Here is a 19,445-nt window from a genome sequence, read left to right on the forward strand (position 1 = left end):
GCGCGCCAAATTTATTGACCTGATCACAAACACCCATGCGAATTCTGGCTATCGATACCGCCACAGAGGCGTGCTCTGTTGCCCTGTGGAATGACGGTACTACCAAGGCTCATTTCGAGCTTTGCCCACGAGAACACACCCAACGAATTTTACCAATGGTTGAGGAAATCCTGGCCGCTGGCGATCTCACGTTAACCGATATCGACGCTCTGGCGTTTGGTCGCGGTCCTGGCAGTTTCACCGGTGTACGTATTGGGATTGGCATTGCTCAGGGGCTGGCGTTAGGCGCGAATTTACCGATGATCGGCATTTCCACCCTGGCAACAATGGCGCAGGGAGCCTGGCGTAAGTCGGGCGCGACCCGCGTACTGGCCGCGATCGACGCGCGAATGGGCGAAGTCTATTGGGCCGAATACCTGCGTGATGAGCACGGCAACTGGCACGGTGAAGAAACCGAAGCGGTGCTAACCCCCGAGCAGGTGCATGCGCGTTTACTGCAACTGTCTGGCGAGTGGGTAACGGTCGGAACAGGCTGGCCTGCCTGGCCTGAGCTCGGTAAAGACAGCGGTCTGACGCTGAGCGATGGCGACGTTTTGCTTCCGGCGGCTGAAGATATGCTGCCTGTTGCCACGCAAATGCTGGCTGCCGGTAAGACCGTGGCGGTTGAACATGCGGAACCGGTTTATTTACGTAACACCGTGGCATGGAAGAAACTTCCCGGTAAAGAATGAATCTTAGTAGTACATCCCTGGTCAATTCGCACAGCCGTCAGTGCGCAGCATGGTGAATTGGTCGGGGCAGAAGCTAAGAAAAGGGAGTCGCAATATGGCGGTGCAAAAGCAGTTATTGAAAGGTGTGTTGGCGGGCGCATTCGCGTTAATGCTTAGCGGTTGTGTCACCATCCCGGACGCGATTAAAGGTTCGAGCCCTACGCCGCAGCAGGATCTGGTCCGGGTGATGAATGCCCCGCAGCTGTATGTCGGACAGGAAGCGCGTTTCGGCGGTAAAGTGGTGGATATTCAGAACCAGCAGGGGAAATCCCGTCTGGAAATTGCCACTGTTCCTCTTGATAGCGGGGCGCGACCGGTGCTGGGCGAAGCCTCCCGCGGGCGAATTTATGCTGATGTAAATGGTTTCCTCGACCCGGTGGACTTCCGCGGTCAACTGGTTACCGTCGTCGGTCCGATTAGCGGTACTGTGGATGGAAAAATCGGTAATACACCGTATAAATTCATGCTGATGCAGGTAACTGGCTATAAACGCTGGCATATTACTCAGCAAATTGTTATGCCGCCTCAGCCGATCGACCCCTGGTTCTACGGTGCGCGTGGCTGGCCTTACGGTGGCTACGGCGGATGGGGATGGTACAATCCCGGCCCGGCACAGGTTCAGACCATAGTAACTGAGTAACTCTTTGTTTTATGAGTAAAAGAAACAGCGGCTCGTCCGCTGTTTCTGCATTAACGTGGATATAAGAAAAATAAATAGTGACGTGCTTCGCAACCTTGTCGTTGTGTAATAAACAAACTGGTACGCTGAGTTAATATTATGTTAACAGTTTGTTTATTGCCTGGGGTTGTGATGACGACGAATACGCATTTTAGAGGTGATGTATTGAAAAAGGTTTGGCTTAACCGTTATCCCGCTGGTGTTCCTGCGGAGATCAATCCTGACCGTTATCAATCCCTGGTGGAACTCTTTGAACACTCAGTAAGACGGTATGCCGATCAGCCCGCGTTTGTAAACATGGGGGAGGTGATGACCTTCCGCAAGCTTGAAGAGCGTAGCCGGGCATTTGCGGCCTATTTGCAACAGGGACTCGGGCTGAAGAAGGGCGATCGCGTCGCATTGATGATGCCGAACCTGCTGCAATATCCGGTCGCACTGTTTGGGATTTTACGTGCCGGCATGATCGTCGTGAACGTGAACCCGCTGTACACGCCTCGCGAGCTGGAACATCAGCTCAACGACAGCGGCGCGTCGGCGATTGTCATCGTGTCTAACTTTGCCCACACGCTGGAAAAAGTCGTCGACAAAACGTCGGTGCAACACGTGATCCTGACGCGTATGGGCGATCAGCTGTCGACCGCCAAAGGGACCTTGGTTAACTTTGTCGTCAAGTATATCAAGCGTCTGGTACCGAAATATCACCTGCCGGATGCCATCTCTTTTCGTAGCGCGCTGCAAAACGGTTATCGCATGCAGTATGTGAAACCCGAAGTAGTGTCGGAAGATCTGGCGTTCCTGCAATATACCGGGGGGACTACCGGTGTGGCGAAGGGCGCGATGCTTACGCACCGTAACATGCTGGCTAACCTTGAGCAGGTTAACGCCACTTATGGCCCGTTGCTGCATCCGGGTAAAGAACTGGTGGTGACGGCCCTACCGCTGTATCACATTTTTGCACTGACGATGAACTGCCTGCTGTTTATTGAGCTGGGCGGTCAAAACCTGCTGATTACCAACCCGCGTGATATTCCGGGACTGGTAAAAGAGCTGGCGAAGTATCCGTTCACCGCCATGACCGGCGTCAACACGCTGTTTAACGCGCTGCTGAATAACAAAGAGTTCCAACAACTGGACTTCTCGTCACTGCACCTTTCGGCTGGCGGCGGGATGCCGGTTCAACAGGCGGTAGCTGAACGTTGGGTAAAGCTGACCGGTCAGTATCTGCTGGAAGGCTATGGCCTGACGGAGTGTGCCCCTCTGGTGAGCGTCAACCCTCATGATATCGACTACCACAGCGGCAGTATCGGGTTACCGGTTCCTTCCACCGAGGTCAAACTGGTGGATGACGACGATAACGAAGTGCCGCCGGGAGAACCGGGCGAACTGTGCGTGAAAGGTCCGCAAGTGATGCTGGGCTACTGGCAGCGACCAGACGCCACCGACGAAATCGTTAAAGACGGCTGGCTGCACACCGGCGATATTGCGGTGATGGATGATGAAGGCTTCCTGCGTATTGTCGATCGTAAGAAAGATATGATCCTGGTGTCCGGCTTCAACGTCTATCCAAATGAAATTGAAGACGTGGTTATGCAACATCCTGGCGTACAGGAAGTGGCTGCGGTCGGCGTTCCGTCGGGCAGCAGCGGTGAAGCGGTGAAAATTTTCGTGGTGAAGAAAGATGCCTCGTTAACTGATGAGGTGCTTATCACTTTCTGCCGTCGTCACCTGACGGGCTATAAAGTACCGAAGCTGGTGGAGTTTCGCGACGAGTTGCCGAAATCTAACGTCGGTAAAATTTTGCGACGAGAATTACGTGACGAAGCGCGCGCCAAAGTGGACAATAAAGGCTGAGCGTTAAGTCAGCCAGCAGAAAACGCCGGGTAAACCGGCGTTTTTTTTGGCGCAAACCTAAGAGAGCACGATTTGAATTATCAAATGATCACCACGGACGACGCGTTAGCCACGCTGTGCGAAGCCGTCCGTGAATTTCCGGCGATAGCCCTGGATACCGAATTTGTTCGCACACGTACCTATTATCCGCAGTTGGGGCTGATCCAACTCTTTGATGGCAAACACGTTGCTCTGATTGATCCACTAGGGATCACCGACTGGTCGCCCCTGCGCGATATTCTGCGTGATACCGCCATCACCAAATTCCTGCATGCGGGAAGTGAAGACCTGGAAGTGTTTCTCAACGCTTTTGGCGAACTTCCGCAGCCGTTAATTGACACACAAATCCTGGCTGCGTTTTGCGGTCGTCCGCTGTCGTGGGGCTTCGCCTCGATGGTGGAAGAGTTTACGGGGGTGGCGCTCGACAAAAGCGAATCGCGTACCGACTGGCTGGCCAGACCGCTGACCGAGCGTCAGTGCGAATACGCGGCGGCTGACGTCTGGTATCTGTTACCGATCACCACAAAACTGATGGCTGAAACCGAAGCCAGCGGCTGGCTGCCAGCCGCGCTGGACGAATGCCGCTTAATGCAACAGCGTCGCCAGGAGATTCTGGCGCCAGAAGACGCCTGGCGTGACATCACCAACGCATGGCAACTGCGCACCCGTCAGCTAGCCTGCCTGCAATTGCTTGCCGACTGGCGACTGCGTAAAGCACGCGAGCGCGATCTGGCGGTAAACTTCGTGGTGCGTGAAGAGCACCTGTGGGCGGTGGCGCGTTATATGCCGGGCAGCCTGGGTGAACTGGATAGCCTGGGTCTTTCCGGGAGCGAAATTCGTTTCCACGGTAAAACGCTGATCGCCCTGGTGGAAAAGGCCCAGGCTTTACCGGAAGAGTCGCTGCCGCAGCCGCTGCTGAATTTGATGGATATGCCAGGGTATCGCAAGGCGTTCAAAGCCATCAAAGCGCTGGTTGCCGAGGTGAGTGCGGAACATAATCTCAGCGTCGAACTGCTTGCTTCGCGTCGCCAGATCAACCAGTTGCTCAACTGGCACTGGAAATTAAAGCCGCAGCAATCCCTGCCTGAGCTGGTTTCCGGCTGGCGTGGCGAATTGATGTCCGATCGCCTCAACGCGCTGCTGCAGGAATACCCGCAGTAAGTCACCAGGCTCGCCGGGTCGCGCGTTTGCTGACCCGGCCTGCGCAACGCTACAGATCGAGCACCAGGCGCTTACCTTTGGCGCGCGAGCAGCAGATGAGCATGCTTTGCTGGCTGGCTTTTTCGTCGTCGCTGAAATACTGATCGCGGTGATCCGCTTCCCCTTCCAGAATCGTCGTTTCGCAGGTGCCGCAAACACCTTCCCGGCACAGGCACTCAACCCGGGCGGCTTTGTTATTTTCGATAACCTGCAAAATGGTCATCTCTTCCGGGACCACAAACTCGCGCCCGGAACGCGCCAGCACCAGGGTGAAGGCGTCGCCGCCTTTCTCTTCCACGGCAAATTGTTCGAAATGTAGCTTATTGCTGTCCAGCCCAAGACGGGAAGCCGCTTCTCTGACAGCATCGTTGAGCACCGCAGGGCCACAGGTGTAGATATGCGTGCCGGGTTCAACATCTGCCAGCAGACGGGCTAAATCGAGGCGGGTGCCTGCCTTCGACAGGTGCAGATGAATGCGATCGGCGCTGGGGTGTTGCATGAGTTCGTCATGAAACGCGCAGGTCTCCTGACTGGGAGAGCAATAGTGCAGTTGCCATTGCGTCTGAGATTGTTCCAGCTCCGGGAGTTGCGATAAAAACGGTGTGATGCCGATGCCTCCGGCAATCAACAGATGTTTTTGCGCCTGAGGGGCGAGGGCGAAGAGGTTGTTTGGTGTGGAGATCGTGAGCGTGTCGCCGGGCTTCACGTTTTGATGCAGATATCGTGAGCCGCCTTTGGACGCCTCCTCCAGGCGTACGGCGATTTTATAGGCGCGCGTATCGCGTGGTGAACTCATCAGCGAGTACGCATTGCTGTACAGGTTCTCGCCATCGCGCATCTGCACGATAATATGGCTGCCACCTTGAAACGCAGGCAACGGCTGGCCTGAGGTCGCCGTTAAAGTGAAGCATTTTACCTGCGCGGTAATCGTCTCAATCCGGCTGACCCGGACTTCTTGCATTTGATAATCAGACATTGCGGCCTCCCTAAAAAATCTGTCCGACGCGGCTCAGCGACGCGCCGGAACCTGTCGTAAAAGCCCCGGGTTATTCCTGAAAAACCTGGGCGACCAGATTATGGAAATGGGCAATGCCATGCTCGGAGATGCCGCTGCCGCTGGTGTCCGCCATAATGCGTCCCTGGCCGCGATACCCGCGCGATTTCAGCCCTTTTTGTACGCTTTCAACCAGACGTAAATCTTCAGGACGAAAGACGTTGCGATACCATTCGATCAGTTGTTTCTGCTCTTCGGTCAGCTCTTCGTTGGTGAAATAGATGTCATAGTTTTGCAGCGTGGTTTCCGCATCTACCGGGAATTCGTAGATAACGGTCATCATGCCTTTGATTGGCGTCACGTTGAGCATGGTACACGGCCACAGCCAGAAACCGTGGAAGGCGGCATCAACCCCTTCTTCGAACTTAAATGACTGCTCTGAAGGTTTGGCGAAACCGTATTGCAGCGTCCAGTTGCCGTGCATGGTATGCCAGTAACGGTCAACCTGGACCGAGTCGGAAAAACCTGGATGGGCCGGACCGCAGTGGTAGCACTCCAGATAGTTATCGACAATATTCTTCCAGTTGGCTGGGGTACGAGTCGTAAAGCGCGCAGCAAGTTTCAGGTCATGCACGTCTGGGCAGGCTTCGATAACTTTGTCCGCAAGACCAGGGAGTTGTTCTTCCACGCTGCCCGCATTCGGATCCATGTTTATAAACACGAATCCGGCATATTCTTCCAGGCATACCGGTGTAAGGTGCGCTTTTTCGCTGTCGAAGTTGGCGACGTTTTCGCAGTTACGCGCATGCGCCAGATTGCCGTCAAGTTTGAATGCCCATGCGTGGTAAGGGCAGGTAATCACATTTTTCGCTTTCCCCTCGCCGCTCAACAGCTGATGACCGCGATGCGGGCAGACGTTGTAGAATGCCCGCAGCACGTTATCGCGCCCACGTACCAGCACGATATTCTCGCCAATCACTTCTCGGGTAACATAATCATTGGGTTTCGCCAGTTCGCTACTGTGGGCGACGCAAATCCAGCTTTTAGCGAACACCTTTTCTTGTTCGTGTTCGAAAGCCTGATGGTCGGTATAAAACCGGGCCGGGATAGTCCAGGCATCCTTCGGGTTGGCACAGAAATTTTGCGGCAGAATAAACTCAGGGCTCAGATTGCTCATTGGAATACCTTTAATTTGTGAGTAAGAGGATTTTTGTACTGGCGCTTAATTGTCGCCTTTGAGTAGCGTCCCGGCCGGTGGCGCGACCGGGACGTCAACTGGCGCTTCGGGAATATGACTTTCAATTTGATGCGCAGGAACGTGGGCATAGTCCTGCCGTACCCAGCGCAGAAAACCGCCAACCTTCACCAACAGGATGGCGAGGAATGGAAGAGCGGTCAGAACCACCGTGGTCTTCATGGTTTCCAGAGACGCGCCGGTGAACAAAATCGATAATGGGATCAGGGTGATAACCACGCACCAGAACAGACGAAGACTGCGCTGCGGATCTTCCCCTTCCTGCAGGTTGCGCGTGCTGGTGGCCGCCATGGTGTAGGCCACAGCATCCATGTGTGAGGCGAGGAATATAATCATGATCGCCAGATACGCCACCAGAAACAGTTTCCCGGCAGGCAACGACATCAACACTTGCTGTACGGCCGTCTCACCGCCCAGCGTCGCCATAACCTGCGGTACGTCGATCACGCCGTTCACAAACTGGTGAATGGAGTAGCTTTCCATCACGCCAAAGAAGAACCAGCAACCAACAGTGCTACCGAGGATTAATGCCCAGATAACCTCTTTGATTTTGCGACCACGGGATACGCGAGTGACAAACATTGCCACGCCCGGCGTGTAGGAGATCCACCACAGCCAGTAGAACACCGTCCAGTTACGGGTGAACTCACCGTTGCCAAGCGGGTCGGTGAAGAGGCTCATTTGCAAAAAATTTTGTGTCGTCAGGCCGATGGCGTTGATGATGTTGTTGGTGATGAACTCGGTCGGGCCGACGATCAGCACCAGCAGCGGCAGTAAAAACGCCCCCCAGCCGACCATTTTGCTCAGGCGTTGCAAACCGTTATTGATGCCAATCCAGGAGCTCAGGCAGAAAATGCCGCCAGAGAACAGGATTACAAACGCCTGCACCGTGAAGTTATCCGGTAACCCCGTCAGGGCAGACAAACCGCGGGTAAAGGTGGCAGCGGTGACGACCAGAGAGATAGTTAACGCGCCAACTGTCGCGATCAGGAACATCAGGTCAACCAGGCGACCCCAGACGCCCTGTGGATGCACGCCGGTAATGGCGGCGATAATCCCGGACAGGCTCAGTCCTTTGTTTTTACGCACATGAAAGTGGTAGGCCATGGTTAATGAGGCCAATGTGTAGGTCGCCCATGCGCTGATCCCCCAATGGAAAAAGGAATAGGGCAGGCTGTATTCCAGCGCTTTTTGCGAGTGCGGCGCGATATTCAGACCCGGGGTCTGGTAATAATAGGCCCACTCAGCAACGCCCCAGTAGAGCGTGGAGGAGCCTAATCCGGCGCATATAAACATAAACAGCCAGGAGAGCGTGCTGTATTCCGCTTTACCTTCTCCCAGACGGATATTGCCGTATTTGCTGGTAGCCAGCCAGACGACCAGACCCATAGCCATCAGAACGAGGATCTGCACGGCGGAACCCAGCATCCGGGTAACGCCGTTAAAAAGGGTATTTGCGACTTGTGCAGACTGCTGAGGGAAGAGACTAAGTGTGGCGGCGATGAAAAGAATAGCCACCAGGCTGATGGCTATCAGCGGCATGTCTTTTTTCTTGACGTTGCTCAACATGGGATCTCCTGGGCACAGTTGCCCGCGTATGGCATTAGCCTGTCGTTGTTATCATGCTGTAGGGGTAGAATGAGTTACTTTGTATTTAACAATTTTATTATTTGTTCTTTACATGGATTAAACAATTGCCCGATGCGTGAAGCAATAAAACACGGAACGGAAATAATAAAAGGTGAATTAGCGCAGGTTATTGGCTCCACAAAACGCATAAAAAAGCCGCGTCAGTGACGCGGCTCATATTTCGTGGTTTGACCTCTAACGTAGTGCCTGACAGATGGCTTCTCCCACCTGTTGCGTGGTGGCGCTGCCTTTCATATCCGGCGTTTTCGGGCCGCTGGCAATAACGTGCTCAATTGCCGCCAGAATACCGTCGTGGGCAGCCTTATAGTTGGCATCACCGTTGCCAAGGAAGTCCAGCATCATGGCGCCAGCCCAGATAGTGGCAATCGGGTTGGCGATGTTTTTTCCGTAAATATCGGGGGCCGAACCATGCACCGGCTCGAACAGGGACGGGAAGGTGCGTTCCGGGTTTAAGTTGGCAGAAGGCGCGATGCCAATCGTCCCGGTACAGGCCGGACCCAGATCGGAGAGGATGTCGCCGAACAGGTTGGAAGCAACCACAACGTCAAAGCGCTCCGGCTGCATCACAAAGCGGGCGCACAGTATATCGATATGCTGTTTATCCCAACGGATCTCAGGATAGTTAGCCGCCATTGCTTCAACACGCTCGTCCCAGTAAGGCATGCTGATGGCCAGACCATTGGATTTGGTCGCCGAGGTCAGGGTTTTGCGCGGGCGGTTTTGCGCCAGCTCGAAGGCGTAACGCAATATACGATCTACGCCGCGACGGGTGAAGACCGACTCCTGGATAACCACCTCGTGTTCCGTCCCTTCACTCACGCGTCCGCCGAGAGAAGAGTATTCTCCCTCGGTGTTCTCGCGTACGACGTAGAAATCAATGTCGCCTGGCTGCTTGCCCGCCAGTGGGCAAGGGACTCCCGGAAACAGGCGTACCGGACGCAGGTTGACGTACTGGTCGAATTCACGGCGAAACTTAAGCAGCGAGCCCCATAAAGAGATGTGGTCCGGTACGGTGTCCGGCCAGCCAACGGCGCCAAAATAGATAGCATCAAAGGATTGCAACTGCTCATGCCAGTCATCCGGCATCATTTTACCGTGATGGGTGTAGTACTCGCAGCTCGCCCATTCCATTTGCTCAAAGCTGAGCGACAACCCCCAACGCTCGGCGGCTGCCTGTAACACATGAATACCTTCAGGCAGCACTTCTTTACCAATGCCATCTCCGGGGATAGCGGCAATACGACAGGTTTTCTTCATAGCAGCTCTCACTTGTACGCCATCAAAATTGACTTTCCCCTTATCCTATAATTGACTGATTAAGAGTTAATCCCCCTAACTGGTGAAACATAAAACACAGATCATGAATAATCTGCCGCTGCTAAATGATTTACGCGTCTTTATGCTGGTTGCCCGTCGGGCAGGATTTGCCGCCGTTGCCGAGGAACTGGGTGTATCACCGGCTTTTATCAGTAAGCGAGTAGCCCTGCTGGAGCAGACGCTGAACGTGGTGCTGCTGCACCGGACAACGCGGCGTGTAACCATCACGGAAGAGGGGGAGCGGATCTACGAATGGGCGCAGCGGATCCTGCAGGATGTTGATCAGATGATGGACGAGTTGTCTGATGCCAGGCAGATCCCGCAGGGGATGCTACGCATTATTAGTAGCTTTGGCTTTGGCCGTCGGGTGGTGGCTCCGGCGCTGTCTGCGCTGGCAAAAGCGTACCCGCAGCTAGAACTGAGGTTCGATGTTGAAGACCGCCTGGTGGATATGGTGAATGAGGGCGTCGATCTTGATATTCGTATCGGGGATGATATCGCGCCAAACCTGATTGCCCGCAAGCTGGCGACTAACTACCGTATTCTGTGCGCCTCGCCGGAATTTGTGGCGCAGCATGGGACGCCAAAGCAACTGAACGATCTCTCCACTTTTCCTTGTCTGGTTATCAAAGAGCGCGACCATCCGTTTGGCATCTGGCAAATGCGTAATAAAGAGGGCGCTCACTCAATTAAAGTTACTGGGCCTCTGTCGTCTAATCATGGCGAAGTGGTACATCAGTGGTGTCTTGATGGGCAGGGAATTGCCCTGCGTTCGTGGTGGGACGTTTGCGACAACATTGCCGGTGGACATCTGGTACACGTATTACCCGAGTATTATCAACCAGCAAATATATGGGCGGTTTATGTTTCTCGGCTGGCGACGTCGGCAAAAATCCGTATTACGGTTGAGTATTTGCGCCGCTATTTTGCCGAAAACTATCCAAAGTTTACTTTGGAATAAATCCGCAACAGCCTGGCAAGAAACTGAAAATAAAAAAGGCAGAATAATCTGCCTTTTTTGCAACTATAACTCACTGAGCAAAGCCGTTATTTAGACTCTTCAGCTTCAGGTAATGTCACGTTAAGTTCGAGGATAGAAATATCGCCGTCTTTTTGTTCAAGCTGTACGGTGACCATTTCGGGATCAATTTGTACATACTTGCAGATAACCTCGAGAATATCTTTCCTCAGTTGCGGTAAATAATGTGGCTCGGCGTCACTACGACGACGTTCCGCAACAATAATCTGCAGTCGCTCTTTAGCGATGTTCGCTGTGCTCTTTTTCCGCGAGAGAAAAAAATCCAGTAATGCCATAACTTATCCTCCGAACAGGCGTTTGAGGAAACCTTTCTTCTCTTCTTCAATGAAGCGGAAAGGACGTTCTTCTCCCAACAGACGGTCTACGGTATCAGCATAGGCTTTACCGGCATCAGCATTGATGTCGAGAATAACCGGCTCACCCTGGTTAGACGCGCGCAGGACTGACTGATCTTCAGGAATCACGCCAACCAGCTTGATTCGCAGAATTTCCAGTACGTCTTCCATGCTCAGCATGTCACCTTTATTTACGCGGCCAGGGTTGTAGCGCGTCAGCAACAAATGCTCTTTAATCGGATCTTCACCGTTTTCCGCACGACGAGATTTCGACGCCAGAATACCCAGAATACGGTCAGAGTCACGTACAGAGGAGACTTCCGGGTTAGTGGTGATAATCGCTTCATCGGCAAAATACAGGGCCATCAGCGCGCCGGTTTCAATACCCGCCGGGGAGTCGCAGACGATGAAATCGAATTCCATCGTTTTCAAGTCGTCCAGAACTTTCGCGACGCCTTCACGCGTCAGCGCGTCTTTATCGCGAGTCTGTGAGGCCGGAAGAATAAAGAGATTTTCGGTACGCTTATCTTTGATTAACGCCTGATTTAACGACGCATCGCCCTGAATAACGTTGACGAAGTCGTAAACGACGCGGCGTTCACAACCCATAATCAGATCGAGGTTACGCAGGCCGATATCAAAATCAATAACGACAGTTTTCTTTCCCTTCTGGGCCAAACCTGTAGCGATGGCCGCGCTGGAGGTGGTTTTGCCAACGCCCCCTTTACCCGAAGTAACAACAATAATGCGTGCCATAGAAATTCCTTGTTAAAAAGGGATTAATTCAACGGTTGAACTGTCAAAGCGTTCTCTGCTAATTGCAGACGGGCCGCTTTGCCATAAAATTCTGCTGGGATTTTATCACTCAGCCAATAAACACCTGCGATAGACACCAGTTCTGCCGTCAGATGGGTACAAAAAATTTGCGCTTCACGATCGCCGCTTGCACCTGCCAGCGCACGGCCTCTCATCATTCCATAAACATGAATATTGCCATCAGCGATAAGCTCTGCGCCCGCACTGACGTGGCTTGTAACAATCAGATCACATTGTGGAGCATAAATGCGCTGACCGGAACGAACCGGCACATTTATTAATCGTGTTTTTGTGATGGGAGTAACGTTTTGCGGCGGAGCGACGGGAGCCGGGACCTCAACAGGCGCAGGACGAATAGCTTTTTCTTTACCTTCAGTCAGTAAAGGAAGACCCATTTCGTCGATTTCTGCTTTTAGTCTGGCGTCTTTGCATCCGCTAACGCCAATAATGCGCAATCCGGTAGACGCGACAACTTTCTGCAGCGCTGACCAGTTTACCGGGCTTTCAAGACCACTCACGTTAACCACCACGGGAGCATGTTTTAAAAAAGCCGGTGCCTGCGCGATTTTGTCTTCCAACGCCTGACGAATAACCTCGGGTTCTGCTTCATGTAAATGAACCACTGATAAGGTGAAGCTACTGCCTTTAAGCTCGATTGGCGTGTTTGACATCCTGGCCTTACTCAATTTGCTATTTATCATCCCCAGCGCGGGGTGATATTCCGAAGACTATAAGGCATGTTATAGTCAGTATTATATTGAGGCAAGCCACCATTCCGTGAATTCAGAGTAAAAGATATGTTTTGTGTGATCTACCGAAGCAGCAAACGTGACCAGACCTATTTATATGTCGAAAAAAAAGACGATTTCTCGCGCGTTCCTGAAGAACTGATGAGAGGATTTGGTCAGCCGACGCTGGCAATGATGTTACCGCTTGATGGGCGTAAAAAATTAGTTAATGCCGATCTTGAAAAAGTAAAACAGGCCCTGACTGAGCAGGGCTATTATTTACAAATACCCCCGCCGCCAGAAGATTTACTTAAACAGCATCTGGCAGCGGCAAAACAAAATACACCAGACGCTAAACGTTAAACTGCATCCGGCAGCAGCACGTTCCATCGATGCAGTACCTGAAATCTATGACTACGTTAGGGGAAAGTAATGTATCAACATCACAACTGGCATGGTGCTCTGCTGGATTATCCGGTGAGTAAGGTGGTTTGCGTAGGGAGTAACTATGCCAACCATATTAAAGAGATGGGTGGAACTACCCCGGAAGAACCGGTTCTGTTTATTAAACCGGAAACCGCGCTGTGCGATTTGCGCCAACCGCTGGTGATCCCATCTGATATGGGGTCTGTCCACCATGAAGTTGAGCTGGCTGTTCTGATTGGCGCGACCCTGCGGCAAGCGACAGAAGATCATGTGCGCAAAGCCATCGCCGGTTATGGTGTCGCGCTGGATCTGACCCTGCGCGATATTCAGGGCAAAATGAAGAAAGCGGGGCAGCCATGGGAAAAAGCGAAGGGTTTTGATAATTCTTGCCCGCTGTCTGGATTTATTCCGGTGGCGGAATTTAATGGCGATCCGCAGGATACGATGCTTGGATTAACGGTCAATGGTGAAACTCGCCAGCACGGCTCCACGGCGGACATGATCCATCACATCGTTCCCTTGATTGCTTATATGAGCCGTTTCTTTACCCTCAAAGCGGGCGATGTGGTGCTAACGGGAACGCCAGCAGGCGTGGGACCTTTAAGCAGCGGCGACGAACTGGCCATCAGTTTTCACGGTCAAACGCTAACAACCCGCGTGCTGTAATCTCTGCTTGCCGCCTTTTCGGGCGGCAAAACTTGCATCAGCGTGCCAGACTGGTTATAAGGTGCAGCTTTATTGCAATAGCGGAAACCCTGATGAGCGACATACCTTTCTGGCAAAGTAAAACCCTTGATGAAATGACCGATGCCGAGTGGGAGTCATTATGTGACGGGTGCGGTCAATGCTGCCTGCATAAGCTGATGGATGAAGACACTGACGAAATCTACTTTACCAACGTCGCCTGTCGTCAGCTCAACATTAAAACCTGCCAGTGTCGTAATTACGAACGTCGATTCGAGTACGAGCCTGACTGCATCAAACTGACGCGTGATAATCTGCCGACTTTTGAATGGTTGCCGATGACCTGCGCTTATCGTCTGCTCGCAGAAGGAAAAGGGCTGCCGGAGTGGCACCCGTTGCTGACAGGATCAAAAGCGGCGATGCACGGTGAACGTATCTCAGTTCGTCATATTGCGGTGAAAGAATCGGAAGTGCGTGACTGGCAGGATCATATCCTGAACAAACCATCATGGGCTGATTAACGTTATGAGATTAAAGGATTTTGGTTCTACTCGTTTTGAGCATGGGGCATCTGTGGGGCACTGCCTCCAAAATTAGCGTTCAATATTGCCAGTTGGTTGTCATTGTTGTCGGACATCCATTTTCCGTAAACGCTGTAAACCATTTGCGCTGACGTATGCCCCATTTGAGCCGCAATGAAGTTGGGGTTTGCTCCGGCGCTTAATGCCCAGCAAGCATAAGTGTGTCGAGACTCATATGACTTGCGGTGCGGAATGCCGCTCCTCCTTAATATGTTGTTCCACGTTCCTGAAAATGACCCGGGCGAGTACCATTCACCTCCTTTACCATTCCTTGCTGTTAGCCTGGGAACAAAAACGAATGTGCATTCATCCCGGCGAGTTCTGCCAAACTCTCTGAGGTGAACGTCTATCTGATGCTGTTTCCCCATCCTGGTATAAGCCATCTGGCTTTTTAGTGCCTCGATGGCCGGAGTGGTGAGATTGATTGTCCGGTTACCACTTTCTGTCTTTGGCGGCGTGAAGTGATCTGAAATAGCAAGGTTCCTGCTGATCCGAATGGTCCAGTTCTTCGTGTCGATATGTCTGGGGGCATGAAGAACAGCAGGCATTCTTAAACGTAGTGATTTCTGGTTTTCCTATTGGTTCAGTGGCGCTGGCAAAGGCACCTGATTGGTGTTCGCGTGAACTTCCTTACATCGAAGTTGTTGACGGTAAGCAGCGCCTCACAACCCTGAAAAAATTCATCACCAATGAGATTCCAATAATCCTAGCTGATGGTCCGCTTTACTGGCGAGATATGACTCGTGCGGAGCAATTGGCATTTGGGCGTCGCCCACTCCCAGCAATTGTGCTGGATGAAGTGACGTACAAGGATCGGCTGGCTTATTTCATGGCGGTGAACTTTACAGGCGTTCCACAAAGCGAGGAACACAAACGGCATGTAATGCATCTCATGGAGACCGCCCAATGACAGCACTCAACAAACAGGCGCTGCGTGAAGCGGCGGAGAAAGCGACTCCTGGTCGTATCGGTGACCGTATCGACGGAAGCGGTAGCATCAAATACGAATGCCATGGTTACGATGAGTCTTTGGTCTTACGTACCGACCATAAAAATATGGAGTACGGGTTCATTGGTGAAAACGGTAATGCCGATGAGCTTTTCTTCAGGCTGTGTGTGCCGGACGTAATTCTGGCGCTGCTGGATGAGCTGGAAGCCGCAGAGAAGCGCATAGCAGATCTGCAAGTTGCTCGTGACAAATGTTTCCTTAGCGGCCTGAAAACCGGATGGGAATACGGCATCGCTGATGATACTGAAGGTTATAACCGGGAAATATCTGATGCACAGGCAGTAATCGACCGCGCCGCCATGCTTCAGGCTGGCAACTCTCCGGTGATTCCGGATGGTTGGATTCCGGTGAGTGAGCGGATGCCTGAAGGCATGAAAACTGTAATCACATCCAATGGTTTCGATATTGGACAAGGTTGGTGGGATGGAGAAGCTTGGACGTCATTTGACTGTCATGACGTCGTTCCTGGCAAGGTAACCCACTGGATGCCACTGCCGGCATCGCCACATTTTCGTGAAATCGGGAATTCGTCAACCAACAATTTTCGGGAAAACGCGGAAACGTCAACCAAATGCTGGTGCCACACCTGCCGACCCGTAACGATGAGTGACATGCGATTTGTCGTTTGCCCTGACTGCGGAAACAAGCGCTGTCCGCGTGCCAATGACCACAGGAATGCTTGCACTGGAAGTAACGAGCCAGGGCAGATTGGAAGCGCATATCAAGCAGCACCGCAGCAGGAGGTAAAGTGATGTCCAAATGCGACGCTCTGCTTTACGCGATGGCGGTGGGTTTTGGTCTGGCTGCAGGTATTCGCGTTTACGTAGCCTGGGAATCATTAATCAATCTGGTGTGGGGTGCTATTAGTGCCTAAATCCGCAGCAGAACGCAAAGCCGCGCAGGAGGTAACAAGTGCAAGAGTTCATCCTGCACGAAACAAATAAAACTCAACTCTGGTCACTTCTGAAAGAAATCCTCTCTACCGGCAAACGCTGGCGCATAAAAATATCTGAGTACCGTGAAAAGCGAAGTCTTTCGCAGAACAACCTTTTGTGGAAATGGAACACCGAAGTAGCGGAGCAGTTAACCGCTACCGGTTCCGACAAATTCACTGACGAGGAAGTCCACGAATGGCTCAAGGATATGTATTGCCCAGCGAAGCCGGTAACCATCTCAGGAATGACCAGATACGTTAAATCAACCCGGCGACTCGATATCGGTGAGATGCACAAATACCTCACCGACATCGACCAGTGGGCGCATCAGAAGGGATTGCGACTAACCATCCCTGAAAGTTGCGAGTACCGGGAATTACAGCGGAGGCAGAACGAGTGAAGCTAAAAAGCACAACTCAAATTGCACTGGATAATCTGATATTCACTCCCACCAAACGAAGTCGAAACAAACCCAATCCGATCCCCTCGGCATCCGAAGTAAAAAGCTACGACCCGACCTATCCACTTATAGCCAAACGCTGGTTACGCGTTAAGGCGAGGAGGAAACATGGCTGACTTACGCAAAGCCGCCCGCGGCAGAGAATGCCAGGTGCGCATCCCGGGCGTATGTAACGGAAATCCTGAAACAACAATCCTTGCTCATATCCGGCTTGCTGGACTATGCGGTACCGGTATTAAGCCGCCAGACCTGATAGCCACGGTGGCATGCAGCCGGTGTCACGACGAGATAGACAGGCGAACTCATCTGGTTGATGCGGAATATGCGAAAGAATGCGCTCTGGAAGGAATGGCGAGGACGCAGGTTATGTGGCTGAAAGAGGGGCTAGTGAAGATATGAACGAATATCGAATTAGCCTGGCGTGGCCTCCGAGCAATAACCGGTATTACAGGCACAACAGGGGGCGAACACACATCAGCACCGAAGGGAAGGAGTACCGCGATCTGGTAGCGGAGGTCATCAAGGCAGAGATGCTCGACATTGGCGTAACTTGTCCACTGAAGGTTCGCATTGAATGCCACATGCCCGATCGCCGTCGTCGCGACCTGGACAACCTGCAAAAAGCAGCATTCGATGCGCTGACTAAAGCCGGGTTCTGGATGGATGACGTTCAGGTTGTGGATTACCGAGTGGTGAAAATGCCAATCGTCAAAGGTGGGCGTCTTGAGCTGACGATTACTGAACTGGAGGGCGCGTGAAGCAGGAAATCATCGAAGCGCTCCGCATCAGGTGGATACGGCTTCAACTATTACCACGCGGCAGAACCTTCCCAGACAACTACATCATTCTTCGTCAATTTTACCGGATATACAGGGGGCCAGAATGGCAGTAAGAGAGCTGAATTTAACCAAGGATCAGCATGACTGGCTTAATGGGCATCTTGAATTGTGGGGGGCATGGGTATATTCAGGCCGACTGGAAAAGCGAATGAGCAGCGTAATTGCTCAATTCATGGAAAGAGTCGAACCTTCCCGGTTAATGACCAGGCCAATGTGCAATGACGATGACGGAATGTTGATTTCTCAGGTCGTAGATTCCGTTATGCGCATAGATACAAAGGCCTTTGGCATTCTGCTTAGTTACTACTCTCACGGTTCGTCCAAGAGAGCCATTGCATCTTACTATCACGCTACCGCAAAGCCTCGCAAAATGGCTGGAAGAAGTGGTGAAGGGTGGCGTCGTCCATCTCTGTCAACTTGCAGAAATGAGATTGATGAAATTCTCCGTGCATCGCTCTTTGTTCTGTATCAGCCAATGCAAGATGCTTTTAAAAGCCGCAAACGTGTAGATAAAGTTAAACATATTGCATTTAAAAGTCTTGACATTGCATTATCCATTTAGCCATAATTAGTAGGTAAGCTGCCGTTAGTGACTCTTAAGTTGCTACGGTGGCTTTTTTCATACCTGCATAACAGGTAAGAGCATTCTCCCTTGTGGGCTTGGCTTAAATGCACCGAGTGCTCTTTCCGTTGTGGTGAATGCGCAGGCTGATGCGCTAACTTATCAGCTAGATGGTGAGGTAAAGGCTCACCATGGCGACGACGGGTAGTTCATTTACATGCCGGAATTCAGCACCGGCCACCACACACCAAATTCCTACCAGGACCATAAGAGCGAAAGCTCAACGCACTACCCTCATCTTGCCAGCCGCGCCGCTGGCTTTTTTAAAGCGCATTACCACCAAGAACCAGACCCAAACAACTCATTGCTGAATATCTGTGGCTACGGTAGCTTAGTGCACTTCAAAAAAGAAAACCCGCGCAATGGCTGGGCGTCATGAAGATGGGCGGCTGTTAACTGCTCATGATAACTTCTTTACAGACACCTCTGCCTCATAACCAAGAAGGTATAAGGCCTGCTCCAGCGTTTCGACTTTCGATGCGTGACTAACGTCAAGCAGACGGTCAATCTGCGGGCCTTTCTGGTTAAGCTTTCTTGCCAGATCTGCCTTGCGAGTTCCGGTGCTGATCATCGCATTGTGAAGCGCGGCTTTGAGGCATGTCAGAACGGGTAGGTGAATAACAATCTCACCTTCCAGCGCTGTCGATGGCTCTGGAATTGGTATGCGTGAATCAATCAGATCGCCAATGAATGCTGTGATGCCGTCCCGCGCCTCCAGTTCGATGTCATCCTCTGTTAAAGCAACAGAGTGAAGATTGTTGAAATCACGATAAGCGATTTCGTATTGGCCCGTATCTTCATCGAAAGATACTGATGCAGGGTACTTAAACATAAATGCCTCTTTCCGGTTATGGTCTCAATGACCAGATTCAGTGTCGAACAGGGTGGGGCCTAAAGCCCCAGATCCTTAATTATCGATTTTCTTGTTCCCTCTGGTATCTCCTTTGAGCCGTGGAAGGGGAAGATTGACATCCTTCCGTTGATTGTTGCTTTCCGGTGACTTCCTCCACCTCGGGCATTTTCAATCGTGACTCCTTGGGACTTTAACCAGCGAAGGAACTCGCTGTATTTCACTGAATCCTCCTGTTCGTTGATGATGGAATTATAATAACACATAAGGTTCAAAACACAACAAAAATGTTGTGTTAGGTTCAATGTATTTAGCGCCATCCATCCAGCAATCAATCTCACTCATAGATAACGTGCCTTGGCATGC

25 protein-coding genes and 2 pseudogenes are annotated in these 19,445 nt (G+C 52.0%); 17 read left to right on the plus strand and 10 right to left on the minus strand.

From position 1 onward, the window contains the following. Positions 1-35: 35 nt before the first annotated feature. The 4 genes from tsaB to rnd all read left to right on the plus strand — a co-directional run bounded on the left by tsaB (position 36) and on the right by rnd (position 4,500). Positions 36-731 (plus strand): tRNA (adenosine(37)-N6)-threonylcarbamoyltransferase complex dimerization subunit type 1 TsaB, encoded by a 696-nt coding sequence (gene tsaB, locus OGV52_RS19370; protein WP_141875279.1) that lies wholly within the window; start codon positions 36-38, stop codon positions 729-731. A 94-nt stretch (positions 732-825) separates the two neighbouring features. Continuing rightward, positions 826-1,410 (plus strand): Slp family lipoprotein, encoded by a 585-nt coding sequence (locus OGV52_RS19375; RefSeq protein ID WP_016153384.1) that lies wholly within the window; start codon positions 826-828, stop codon positions 1,408-1,410. A 204-nt stretch (positions 1,411-1,614) separates the two neighbouring features. Next, the gene (gene fadD, locus OGV52_RS19380; protein WP_141875278.1) at positions 1,615-3,300 is read left to right on the plus strand and encodes a long-chain-fatty-acid--CoA ligase FadD; all 1,686 of its coding nucleotides are present in this window, start codon (positions 1,615-1,617) and stop codon (positions 3,298-3,300) included. Positions 3,301-3,384: 84 nt separating this feature from the next. Continuing rightward, positions 3,385-4,500 carry a ribonuclease D gene (gene rnd / locus OGV52_RS19385; protein ID WP_016156789.1) on the plus strand — a complete coding sequence of 372 codons (1,116 nt, stop codon included), beginning with the start codon at positions 3,385-3,387 and terminating at the stop codon, positions 4,498-4,500. A 49-nt stretch (positions 4,501-4,549) separates the two neighbouring features. Here rnd and OGV52_RS19390 read toward each other — a convergent pair whose 3' ends face one another. The 4 genes from OGV52_RS19390 to OGV52_RS19405 form a co-directional block, all read right to left on the minus strand. Then, a complete protein-coding gene (locus OGV52_RS19390; RefSeq protein ID WP_279265703.1) occupies positions 4,550-5,515 on the minus strand; it encodes a PDR/VanB family oxidoreductase in 966 nt (321 codons plus the stop codon). 70 nt (positions 5,516-5,585) lie between these two features. Then, entirely contained in the window at positions 5,586-6,710 is a 1,125-nt protein-coding gene (gene yeaW / locus OGV52_RS19395) for a carnitine monooxygenase, oxygenase subunit YeaW (RefSeq protein ID WP_287108968.1), read from the minus strand. Positions 6,711-6,755: 45 nt separating this feature from the next. Then, positions 6,756-8,357 (minus strand): BCCT family transporter, encoded by a 1,602-nt coding sequence (locus OGV52_RS19400; protein ID WP_016153380.1) that lies wholly within the window; start codon positions 8,355-8,357, stop codon positions 6,756-6,758. 255 nt (positions 8,358-8,612) lie between these two features. Beyond that, positions 8,613-9,695, minus strand: coding sequence for a tartrate dehydrogenase (locus OGV52_RS19405; protein WP_019076964.1), 1,083 nt, complete (start codon positions 9,693-9,695; stop codon positions 8,613-8,615). Between the two features lie 103 nt (positions 9,696-9,798). Between OGV52_RS19405 and OGV52_RS19410 the strand changes: the two genes are divergently transcribed. After that, positions 9,799-10,716, plus strand: coding sequence for a LysR family transcriptional regulator (locus tag OGV52_RS19410; protein WP_016153377.1), 918 nt, complete (start codon positions 9,799-9,801; stop codon positions 10,714-10,716). Between the two features lie 86 nt (positions 10,717-10,802). On the opposite strand, the gene minE is transcribed toward OGV52_RS19410, so the two are convergent. From minE to minC, 3 genes are read right to left on the minus strand one after another with little or no spacing between them, the layout of a single operon-like run. Next, positions 10,803-11,069 (minus strand): cell division topological specificity factor MinE, encoded by a 267-nt coding sequence (gene minE, locus OGV52_RS19415; protein ID WP_001185666.1) that lies wholly within the window; start codon positions 11,067-11,069, stop codon positions 10,803-10,805. Positions 11,070-11,072: 3 nt separating this feature from the next. Next, positions 11,073-11,885, minus strand: a complete 813-nt coding sequence (gene minD / locus OGV52_RS19420; RefSeq protein WP_003020956.1) for a septum site-determining protein MinD — start codon at positions 11,883-11,885, stop codon at positions 11,073-11,075. 23 nt (positions 11,886-11,908) lie between these two features. Further along, on the minus strand, positions 11,909-12,616 hold the full coding sequence (gene minC / locus OGV52_RS19425) for a septum site-determining protein MinC (protein WP_016153376.1): 708 nt from the start codon (positions 12,614-12,616) through the stop codon (positions 11,909-11,911). A 126-nt stretch (positions 12,617-12,742) separates the two neighbouring features. Here minC and OGV52_RS19430 point away from each other — a divergent pair, with 126 nt between their 5' ends. From OGV52_RS19430 to ycgN, 3 genes are all read left to right on the plus strand, one after another. Continuing rightward, a complete protein-coding gene (locus OGV52_RS19430; RefSeq protein WP_016153375.1) occupies positions 12,743-13,036 on the plus strand; it encodes a YcgL domain-containing protein in 294 nt (97 codons plus the stop codon). A 69-nt stretch (positions 13,037-13,105) separates the two neighbouring features. Beyond that, positions 13,106-13,765, plus strand: coding sequence for a fumarylacetoacetate hydrolase family protein (locus OGV52_RS19435; protein ID WP_016156786.1), 660 nt, complete (start codon positions 13,106-13,108; stop codon positions 13,763-13,765). A gap of 92 nt (positions 13,766-13,857) precedes the next feature. Next, positions 13,858-14,304 (plus strand): cysteine cluster protein YcgN, encoded by a 447-nt coding sequence (gene ycgN, locus OGV52_RS19440; RefSeq protein ID WP_016153373.1) that lies wholly within the window; start codon positions 13,858-13,860, stop codon positions 14,302-14,304. Between the two features lie 26 nt (positions 14,305-14,330). Here ycgN and OGV52_RS19445 read toward each other — a convergent pair. Beyond that, positions 14,331-14,882, minus strand: a pseudogene (locus tag OGV52_RS19445) (site-specific integrase); the annotation flags it as partial. Between OGV52_RS19445 and OGV52_RS19450 the strand changes: the two are divergent. The 9 genes and pseudogenes from OGV52_RS19450 to OGV52_RS19485 form a co-directional block, all read left to right on the plus strand. After that, positions 14,882-15,274, plus strand: a pseudogene (locus tag OGV52_RS19450) (DUF262 domain-containing protein); the annotation flags it as partial. The pseudogenes OGV52_RS19445 and OGV52_RS19450 overlap by 1 nt on opposite strands. Then, positions 15,271-16,125 carry an ead/Ea22-like family protein gene (locus OGV52_RS19455; RefSeq protein WP_287108970.1) on the plus strand — a complete coding sequence of 285 codons (855 nt, stop codon included), beginning with the start codon at positions 15,271-15,273 and terminating at the stop codon, positions 16,123-16,125. The pseudogene OGV52_RS19450 and the gene OGV52_RS19455, both read left to right, overlap by 4 nt. Further along, positions 16,125-16,247: a hypothetical protein gene (locus tag OGV52_RS19460; RefSeq protein ID WP_279278212.1), complete on the plus strand. Its 123-nt coding sequence runs from the start codon at positions 16,125-16,127 to the stop codon at positions 16,245-16,247. Before OGV52_RS19455 ends, OGV52_RS19460 begins: the two co-directional genes overlap by 1 nt. Positions 16,248-16,285: 38 nt before the next feature. Further along, on the plus strand, positions 16,286-16,708 hold the full coding sequence (locus OGV52_RS19465; protein ID WP_287108971.1) for a NinB/YbcN family protein: 423 nt from the start codon (positions 16,286-16,288) through the stop codon (positions 16,706-16,708). Next, positions 16,705-16,884 (plus strand): NinE family protein, encoded by a 180-nt coding sequence (locus tag OGV52_RS19470; protein ID WP_287108972.1) that lies wholly within the window; start codon positions 16,705-16,707, stop codon positions 16,882-16,884. Before OGV52_RS19465 ends, OGV52_RS19470 begins: the two co-directional genes overlap by 4 nt. Continuing rightward, a complete protein-coding gene (locus tag OGV52_RS19475) occupies positions 16,877-17,167 on the plus strand; it encodes a DUF1364 domain-containing protein (protein WP_047415016.1) in 291 nt (96 codons plus the stop codon). The genes OGV52_RS19470 and OGV52_RS19475 overlap by 8 nt, the downstream gene beginning before the upstream one ends. Further along, complete coding sequence (gene rusA / locus OGV52_RS19480; RefSeq protein ID WP_287108973.1) at positions 17,164-17,526, plus strand: crossover junction endodeoxyribonuclease RusA; 363 nt, start codon at positions 17,164-17,166, stop codon at positions 17,524-17,526. The genes OGV52_RS19475 and rusA overlap by 4 nt, the downstream gene beginning before the upstream one ends. Next, positions 17,523-17,660, plus strand: coding sequence for a YlcG family protein (locus OGV52_RS23485; protein WP_353622600.1), 138 nt, complete (start codon positions 17,523-17,525; stop codon positions 17,658-17,660). Before rusA ends, OGV52_RS23485 begins: the two co-directional genes overlap by 4 nt. Beyond that, positions 17,651-18,169, plus strand: a complete 519-nt coding sequence (locus OGV52_RS19485; RefSeq protein WP_287108974.1) for an antiterminator Q family protein — start codon at positions 17,651-17,653, stop codon at positions 18,167-18,169. Before OGV52_RS23485 ends, OGV52_RS19485 begins: the two co-directional genes overlap by 10 nt. A 460-nt stretch (positions 18,170-18,629) precedes the next feature. Here the strand turns inward: OGV52_RS19485 and OGV52_RS19490 are convergent, their stop codons facing one another. Both OGV52_RS19490 and OGV52_RS19495 read right to left on the minus strand, forming a co-directional pair. Further along, entirely contained in the window at positions 18,630-19,061 is a 432-nt protein-coding gene (locus OGV52_RS19490) for a type II toxin-antitoxin system HicB family antitoxin (protein ID WP_287108975.1), read from the minus strand. A 59-nt stretch (positions 19,062-19,120) separates the two neighbouring features. After that, positions 19,121-19,399 (minus strand): type II toxin-antitoxin system HicA family toxin, encoded by a 279-nt coding sequence (locus OGV52_RS19495; RefSeq protein WP_502873809.1) that lies wholly within the window; start codon positions 19,397-19,399, stop codon positions 19,121-19,123. Between the last annotated feature and the right edge of the window lie 46 nt (positions 19,400-19,445).

Source organism: Citrobacter sp. Cb041 (genome assembly GCF_030336655.1).
Classification (GTDB): Bacteria; Pseudomonadota; Gammaproteobacteria; order Enterobacterales; family Enterobacteriaceae; genus Citrobacter; species Citrobacter braakii.

What these genes read in the sequence shown, in the direction of transcription:
- tsaB (WP_141875279.1), top strand. Translation starts at nt 36, where the DNA reads ATGCGAATTCTGGCTATCGATACCGCCACAGAGGCGTGCTCTGTTGCC.
- OGV52_RS19375 (WP_016153384.1), top strand. Translation starts at nt 826, where the DNA reads ATGGCGGTGCAAAAGCAGTTATTGAAAGGTGTGTTGGCGGGCGCATTC.
- rnd (WP_016156789.1), top strand. Translation starts at nt 3,385, where the DNA reads ATGATCACCACGGACGACGCGTTAGCCACGCTGTGCGAAGCCGTCCGT.
- OGV52_RS19390 (WP_279265703.1), bottom strand. Translation starts at nt 5,515, where the DNA reads ATGTCTGATTATCAAATGCAAGAAGTCCGGGTCAGCCGGATTGAGACG.
- yeaW (WP_287108968.1), bottom strand. Translation starts at nt 6,710, where the DNA reads ATGAGCAATCTGAGCCCTGAGTTTATTCTGCCGCAAAATTTCTGTGCC.
- OGV52_RS19400 (WP_016153380.1), bottom strand. Translation starts at nt 8,357, where the DNA reads ATGTTGAGCAACGTCAAGAAAAAAGACATGCCGCTGATAGCCATCAGC.
- OGV52_RS19405 (WP_019076964.1), bottom strand. Translation starts at nt 9,695, where the DNA reads ATGAAGAAAACCTGTCGTATTGCCGCTATCCCCGGAGATGGCATTGGT.
- OGV52_RS19410 (WP_016153377.1), top strand. Translation starts at nt 9,799, where the DNA reads ATGAATAATCTGCCGCTGCTAAATGATTTACGCGTCTTTATGCTGGTT.
- minE (WP_001185666.1), bottom strand. Translation starts at nt 11,069, where the DNA reads ATGGCATTACTGGATTTTTTTCTCTCGCGGAAAAAGAGCACAGCGAAC.
- minD (WP_003020956.1), bottom strand. Translation starts at nt 11,885, where the DNA reads ATGGCACGCATTATTGTTGTTACTTCGGGTAAAGGGGGCGTTGGCAAA.
- minC (WP_016153376.1), bottom strand. Translation starts at nt 12,616, where the DNA reads ATGTCAAACACGCCAATCGAGCTTAAAGGCAGTAGCTTCACCTTATCA.
- OGV52_RS19430 (WP_016153375.1), top strand. Translation starts at nt 12,743, where the DNA reads ATGTTTTGTGTGATCTACCGAAGCAGCAAACGTGACCAGACCTATTTA.
- OGV52_RS19435 (WP_016156786.1), top strand. Translation starts at nt 13,106, where the DNA reads ATGTATCAACATCACAACTGGCATGGTGCTCTGCTGGATTATCCGGTG.
- ycgN (WP_016153373.1), top strand. Translation starts at nt 13,858, where the DNA reads ATGAGCGACATACCTTTCTGGCAAAGTAAAACCCTTGATGAAATGACC.
- OGV52_RS19455 (WP_287108970.1), top strand. Translation starts at nt 15,271, where the DNA reads ATGACAGCACTCAACAAACAGGCGCTGCGTGAAGCGGCGGAGAAAGCG.
- OGV52_RS19460 (WP_279278212.1), top strand. Translation starts at nt 16,125, where the DNA reads ATGTCCAAATGCGACGCTCTGCTTTACGCGATGGCGGTGGGTTTTGGT.
- OGV52_RS19475 (WP_047415016.1), top strand. Translation starts at nt 16,877, where the DNA reads ATGGCTGACTTACGCAAAGCCGCCCGCGGCAGAGAATGCCAGGTGCGC.
- rusA (WP_287108973.1), top strand. Translation starts at nt 17,164, where the DNA reads ATGAACGAATATCGAATTAGCCTGGCGTGGCCTCCGAGCAATAACCGG.
- OGV52_RS19485 (WP_287108974.1), top strand. Translation starts at nt 17,651, where the DNA reads ATGGCAGTAAGAGAGCTGAATTTAACCAAGGATCAGCATGACTGGCTT.
- OGV52_RS19490 (WP_287108975.1), bottom strand. Translation starts at nt 19,061, where the DNA reads ATGTTTAAGTACCCTGCATCAGTATCTTTCGATGAAGATACGGGCCAA.
- OGV52_RS19495 (WP_502873809.1), bottom strand. Translation starts at nt 19,399, where the DNA reads ATGGCGCTAAATACATTGAACCTAACACAACATTTTTGTTGTGTTTTG.